Below are 6,000 nucleotides of genomic sequence, written 5' to 3'. Positions count from 1 at the left end.
CGGTCGCACGCCGGTCGCCCTACGTCCCCCGACAGCCCCGCCTCCCGGCTCTGGAAAGGACTGGCGCACCATGTCCAAGGACCTCAAGGACCTGTACGACCTCGGTGAGGTTCCCCCGCTGGGCCACGTGCCCGAGCGGATGCACGCCTTCACCATCCGGCGTGAGCGCTACGGCGAGCCCCGTGACGCGTTCGCCCAGGAGGTCGTTCCGGTGCCGGAGCTGCGGCCCGGTCACGTCCTCGTCTACACGATGGCCGCGGGCATCAACTACAACAACATCTGGGCGGCCATGGGCCACCCCGCCGACGTCATCGCCGCGCGGGAGAAGGCGGGGGCCACGGAGGACTACCACATCGGCGGCTCCGACGGCTCGGGCGTGGTCTGGGCCGTCGGCGAGGGCGTGCGCGGGGTCGAGGTCGGTGACCACGTCATCATTTCCCCCGGGCAGTGGGACGAGAGCTCGGACGACATCCGGATGGGTCGCGACCCCATCGCCTCACGGAGCATGCGCGTGTGGGGCTATGAGCACAACTACGGCTCCTTCGGCCAGTTCTCGCTGGTCCAGGACGTCCAGTGCCACCGCAAGCCGGACACGATGACCTGGGAGGTCGCGGGCGGCTTCCTCGTCAGCGCGGCCACCTCCTACCGCCAGCTCTTCGGCTGGGAGCCCAACGTCGTGCGACCGGGCGACCCAGTGCTGATCTGGGGCGGCGCGGGCGGTCTGGGGAGTTCCGCGATCCAGCTGGCGCGTCAGGTGGGCGGCAGGCCGATCGCCGTGGTCTCGACTCCGGAGAAGGCCGAGGTGTGCCGCCAGCTCGGTGCCGTCGGCACGATCCTGCGCACCGACTTCGACCACTGGGGCCGGGTCCCCGACGAGAGCGACACCCAGGCCTACGCGGAGTGGATGCGGGGGGTGCGGGAGTTCGGCAAGAGGTTCTGGCAGGAGCTGGGCGAGCGGCGCGCGCCCAGGATCGTCTTCGAGCACACGGGGGCGGACACCCTTCCCACCTCGCTCTACCTGTGCGACAACTCCGGGATGGTGGTGATCTGCGGAGCCACCTCGGGCTTCCAGGCCGACATCGACCTGCGCTTCCTGTGGATGCGGCTCAAGCGCCTCCAGGGTTCGCACTTCGCCTCGCCCGCGCAGTGCCGCATGGTGATCGACCTCGTGGCGAACGGTCAGCTGGACCCCTGTGTGACCAAGACCGTACCGTTCGACGAGATCGGCGTCGCGCACCAGCTGCTGCGTGACAACCAGCAGCCGCCGGGGAACATGGCGGCCCTGGTCAACGCGGCTCCGGGGCAGGTCGGGATCGACCTCTGACCGACGTGTGGCGGGTGGGGCGCCGGGTGTCGCCACAAGAAGGTGACACCCGGCAAGAATCAGACAAACCAGGACAAAAGCACTGATTTCAAAGTGGTCCGAGAAGTCACTTTCTCAGAGTTTTCCCACGTCACCCCAGGGGTGCCCGGTGCCCTTTCGGCGGATCTTCGATTCTTCTGTCAAGCTGGGCGTCCTTTGTTAGTCTGACGAACCGAACGACGGTTCCCGGTGGAAGTACGGGAATTGTGTGGAGCGGGGACACTTGTCCGCCGGATCGGATGCTCGCCGCCGACCCCCGGCCACGCGCCACGAACCCCCTCTCCCGCCAGAACCGTCGAGGCGTCCCCCCGGCGTTAGGGGCGTCTGGTCGTCTCGCGGGCCCAAAGGACCCGAGAAACGATTTCCTCCCTGGTCAGGGCGGTGGTGCGGGGCCACCGCCATCCGCCCACCTGATGCGAGGAGACGAGATTGTGGCACAGGCGCAGTCACCGCAGGAGCGCGATGACCACTCCCTGGCCAAGATGATGTCGACGGAGGATGGGCGTGGAACCAGGCGCGAAGGAAGGTTCCGCCGGGCCATCTCCCGGATGGTCAAGTCCCAGGAACCCCCGTCACCGGAGACCGAGCAAGGAAATCCCGTGCATCAGCCCGTGCATCCGCACTCGCAGAACACCGACCGAACGTCGGACGGCGAGGAGACAGCCGCGACGGAGCCCCCCACCGGACCCTTCTCCGCGTCCGCCGAGAACGGTTACCGTCCCACCTCCAGGGTGAGCGTCCCCAACCCCTACACGACCCGGAACCTGGAGATCGACGACGTCGACACCGGAGCCAACCAGGTCGGCCAGTGGCGCGGAGTCGGACTCAACGAGCCCGAACCGCGCAGCCCACACATCCCCGCCACCACGGACACCATGACCGACAGCCCCAGAGCATCAGAGCACACAGAGCGGCCCGAGGCCCCTGTGTCACCCACGGCACCGGCGACACCGGAACCCGCCGCCGCCCCACGGCACACGCCGGGGCAGCGTGCCAATCACGAGCCCCCGAGGGCCGAGGCACCCAGGGTCGACCCGGGCCCGCCCGAGGCCGCTCACGGCGGCGCCCAGCGCCCTGCCGCGCCGGTCGAGTCGAGGTGGCCCGCCGCCGACACCGCCGCGCCCCAGGCGCAGTGGACGTCCCCTCAGGGTGACTCGCCGTACGAGCAGCCGCGCCCCGCGCCCGCCCACCCCCAGGGGTCGGAGCCGGGCCGGGACCACCGGGCGACCGGTCAGGGCCCCCAGGCCCCGTACGGCTACCAGGGCCAGCCCGAGCACGGCTACCCCCGGGACCCCCAGGGCTACCCGGAGGCCCGCAGCCACCAGCCCCAGGGCTACCCCGAGGCTTACGGGTACCAGGAGCCCCGTTACTTCCCCGGCCACCCGGAACAGGGCCCCCAGGCCCCCGGGTACCAGGGGCACGGCTACGGCCGTCCCGAGGCAGCGCCCCACGGCTACCAGCGGCCGCCGCACGAGGCCCAGGGCCACCCGTACGCCGGGTACCCCAGGGCCGACTACGCCCCGCAGCCGCCCGCGCCGCACTACCCGGCCTACCCGCCGCCGCTGCCGTACCAGAGCGCCTATCCGCTGCCCTACCAGCCGCCCGGCTACGTCCTTCCGGGCCAGCCGGTCGTCTACCCGGGCCAGTTCTCTCCCTACGGGCAGATGAACCCCTACGGCCAGCCGGTCCAGCACGTCATCGTGCTCGCCGCCGGCCAGCAGCCCCAGGTGATAACCGCCGAGTCGGCCGCCACGTTCTTCGCTGAGCGCGCCGAGCCGTCGGTCTCCCCTGAGATCGGCCAGGACCGGGCGCTCACCCGCTCCGAGAACGGGACGGACACGCGCACCGCCGACGAACCGGCCCAGGAGGAGGGGGTCGAGCCCGAGGAGGCTCCGACCGCCACCGAGACGCGGACACGGGCCCAGGAGGGTCAGGCCTCCGCCGACGCACCCGTCACGGAGACCGCCGGTGTCGGGACGGCCGAGCCGACCGACGTCGGCTCCGCTCCGCGGGGCGAGGTTCAGGAAGACCTCCTCAACGAGGCGCTCGCCGGTCTGGCCATGCGGGACCTCTCCCTGGTCGACGCGCTCCTGGAGATGGTCGAGGCCCTGGAGACCGGGGCGCAGGACCCCGATCTGCTCGACAAGCTCTTCCAGATCGACAACTTCGCGACCCGTATGCGACGCAACGGCGAGAACTTCCTGGTGCTGACCGGGCACGACGGCGGAGAGTCCGACGCCCACGACGAGATCGTCCCGCTGCTCGACGTGGCCCGCGCCGCGACCTCGGAGATCAAGGACTACCCCAGGGTCAGCCTGGGCAAGATCCCGCAGACCTCCATCACCGGTCTGGCCGCCGACGACATCAGCCATCTCCTGGCCGAGCTGCTGGACAACGCCACCGCGAACTCGCCGGAGCACTCCCAGGTGGTGGTCAGCGCCCGCGAACTGGACGACGGCCGCCTCATGATCGTCGTCGAGGACGAGGGAGTGGGCATCCCCGAGGCCCAGCTGGTGGAACTCAACAGCCGGCTCGACGGTGACCCGGTCCTGGACGACGACGTCCCCAAGCACATGGGTCTGTACGTGGCCAGCCGGATCGCGCAGAAGCACAACCTGGAGACCAGGCTGGAGTCGCGCTCCTTCCGAGGGGTCAGTGCGTACACCATCGTGCCCAAGGATCTCCTGAGGGTGGCCACGCCCCGGACCCCCGGACAGACCAGTACCGCCACGATTCCCAGCGCGAGCGCTCCCGTGACCTCGACCGGCCCGATTCCGCAGCAGTCCTCCGACGGCCGTGCGGTCAACGGCGCCGGAAGTCCCAAGCCCCCGCCGCAGCCCTCCGCCGGAGGCAGCGCGACGGTCACCTCGGCGGGCCTGCCCCGACGCAGCGCCACCCCGCACGGTTCGCCGCTGCGGATGATGCCGCACCCCGACGCGCTTTCGGACAACGCGCCGCCCCCGCCGAAGGGCCGGGAGGAGACCCCGCCCCGGCTCACCGGTGAGGCCCGTGCGGAACAGATCCGTGACGAGCTCGGCGACTTCCTCGACGGGGAACGCGCCGCGCTCGACGGCGAGGAGCTCGAGGACGACAAGGAATGACCCTCCCAACGGGGGCCCGCACGTTCCGACCGGGCCCCAGACCCCAGACCCCCAGCGAACACGACCTTCGGCCGAGGCAGGTAGAGCACAACCATGACTGAATCCACGAACGACAGCGTTGAGAACTTCTCGTGGCTCATCGACCGGTTCGTCCGGGACGTGCGCGGTGTCGAGCACGCCGTGGTGGTCTCCTCCGACGGCCTGGTCCTGACCCACTCCAGTGACTTCCCCGAGGTGCACGCCGAACAGCTCGCGGCCATCGCGAGCGGGCTGCACAGCCTGGCGGTCGGCGGTGCCAGTCTGTTCCAGCGGGGGGAGTGCGAGCAGCTTCTGGTTCGCTTCAACCACGGCCACCTGTTCATCATGGCCATCAGTGACGGTTCCTGCATGGCGGTGCTCACCGCACCCGGTACGGAGCTGAAGATCGTCGGTTTCCAGATGGCCAAGCTCGTGGACAACGTCGCCCACGTGCTCACTCCGCAGCTGCGCTCGCAGCTGCGCGAGGTCATCCAGAACTGACGAGCGGTGACCCGTAACGGTTCGGCAGGAATGAGGTTGCCGCGGCTATGAGCTTCCGCAGGCGAAGGAGTAACCGTGTTCGCCCGTTCACCTTCACGGGTGGGCGGACGCGGTCACGGCATCCGCTGATGGTGCAGACCCTGGTCTCGACGTCCGAGCCCGGGCAGGAACCTCCTGGCACCCTCATGCCGGAGTCGATCAGTATTTACAAACTGTGCCGGGAGACGCGGTCTCTCGCCGAGGTGTCGGCTGAGTTGAACATCCCCCTGGGTGTGACTCAGGTTCTGGTCAGTGACCTGGCCGAGCAGGACCTGGTGTACATCCACCCGACCATCACCGGCAGCAGTCCGTCCGAAAACCAGGTTCTGGAGAGGGCTCTTCGTGGTCTCGAACGACTTTTCCAGTGACAGCAGGTCGAATCGCAAGAAGATGTCGAGCAAGATCGTCATCGCCGGTGGCTTCGGTGCCGGCAAGACGACCTTGGTGCGCTCGGTGTCGGAGATTCCGCCGGTCACTACCGAAGCGATCATGACCGAGGCCAGTGTCGGGCACGACGACACCTCGGTCACACCCGACAAGACGACGACCACCGTCGCGATGGACTTCGGCCGAATCACCATCGACGACGAGCTGGTCATGTACATGTTCGGTACACCGGGGCAGGCCCGGTTCTGGTTCATGTGGGACGATCTGGTCCGCGGCGCCGTGGGCGCCGTCGTCGTGGTCGACTGCCGAAGGCTCGCGGACTCCTTCGACGCGGTCGACTACTTCGAGACCAACAAGCGGATTCCCTACATCGTGGCGCTGAACAAGTTCGAGGGGCGCCTGGACTACACCGCCGAGCAGGTCCGCGAGGCTCTGGAGGTCAGTCCCGAGGTCCCCATCATCGACTTCGACGCGCGACACAGGACGTCCGGCGGCGACGTGCTCAAGACCCTGTTGCGGTACGCGCTGGAGCACAACCGAGCCAGCGAGCCCGTCGCCTGACGGGCGGGGGCGTTCGGACCCCCTCTGGCC

Annotated in this window: 5 protein-coding genes; all 5 read left to right on the top strand. The window is 69.2% G+C overall.

What is annotated here, in order from left to right:
* The first annotated feature begins 70 nt into the window (after positions 1 to 70).
* The 5 genes from ccrA to ADX84_RS19025 all read left to right on the top strand — a co-directional run bounded on the left by ccrA (position 71) and on the right by ADX84_RS19025 (position 5,970).
* The gene (gene ccrA, locus ADX84_RS19045) at positions 71 to 1,324 is read left to right on the top strand and encodes a crotonyl-CoA carboxylase/reductase (RefSeq protein ID WP_049576912.1); all 1,254 of its coding nucleotides are present in this window, start codon (positions 71 to 73) and stop codon (positions 1,322 to 1,324) included.
* Between the two features lie 638 nt (positions 1,325 to 1,962).
* Complete coding sequence (locus ADX84_RS19040) at positions 1,963 to 4,464, top strand: ATP-binding protein (RefSeq protein WP_234004070.1); 2,502 nt, start codon at positions 1,963 to 1,965, stop codon at positions 4,462 to 4,464.
* A gap of 93 nt (positions 4,465 to 4,557) precedes the next feature.
* Entirely contained in the window at positions 4,558 to 4,983 is a 426-nt protein-coding gene (locus ADX84_RS19035; protein ID WP_017543700.1) for a roadblock/LC7 domain-containing protein, read from the top strand.
* A gap of 47 nt (positions 4,984 to 5,030) precedes the next feature.
* Complete coding sequence (locus ADX84_RS19030) at positions 5,031 to 5,390, top strand: DUF742 domain-containing protein (protein ID WP_013151545.1); 360 nt, start codon at positions 5,031 to 5,033, stop codon at positions 5,388 to 5,390.
* Positions 5,391 to 5,412: 22 nt separating this feature from the next.
* Positions 5,413 to 5,970, top strand: a complete 558-nt coding sequence (locus tag ADX84_RS19025) for an ATP/GTP-binding protein (protein WP_049576901.1) — start codon at positions 5,413 to 5,415, stop codon at positions 5,968 to 5,970.
* The last annotated feature ends 30 nt before the right edge of the window (positions 5,971 to 6,000 follow it).

This window comes from Nocardiopsis sp. SBT366 (genome assembly GCF_001083815.1).
GTDB lineage: Bacteria > Actinomycetota > Actinomycetes > Streptosporangiales > Streptosporangiaceae > Nocardiopsis > Nocardiopsis prasina.
The sequence above is the reverse complement of the archived record's forward strand: the minus strand, read 5'-3'. Positions and strand labels throughout refer to the sequence as shown.

Coding starts and splice junctions, on each gene's coding strand:
- ccrA (WP_049576912.1), top strand. CDS start 71: ATGTCCAAGGACCTCAAGGACCTGTACGACCTCGGTGAGGTTCCCCCG.
- ADX84_RS19035 (WP_017543700.1), top strand. CDS start 4,558: ATGACTGAATCCACGAACGACAGCGTTGAGAACTTCTCGTGGCTCATC.
- ADX84_RS19030 (WP_013151545.1), top strand. CDS start 5,031: ATGAGCTTCCGCAGGCGAAGGAGTAACCGTGTTCGCCCGTTCACCTTC.
- ADX84_RS19025 (WP_049576901.1), top strand. CDS start 5,413: ATGTCGAGCAAGATCGTCATCGCCGGTGGCTTCGGTGCCGGCAAGACG.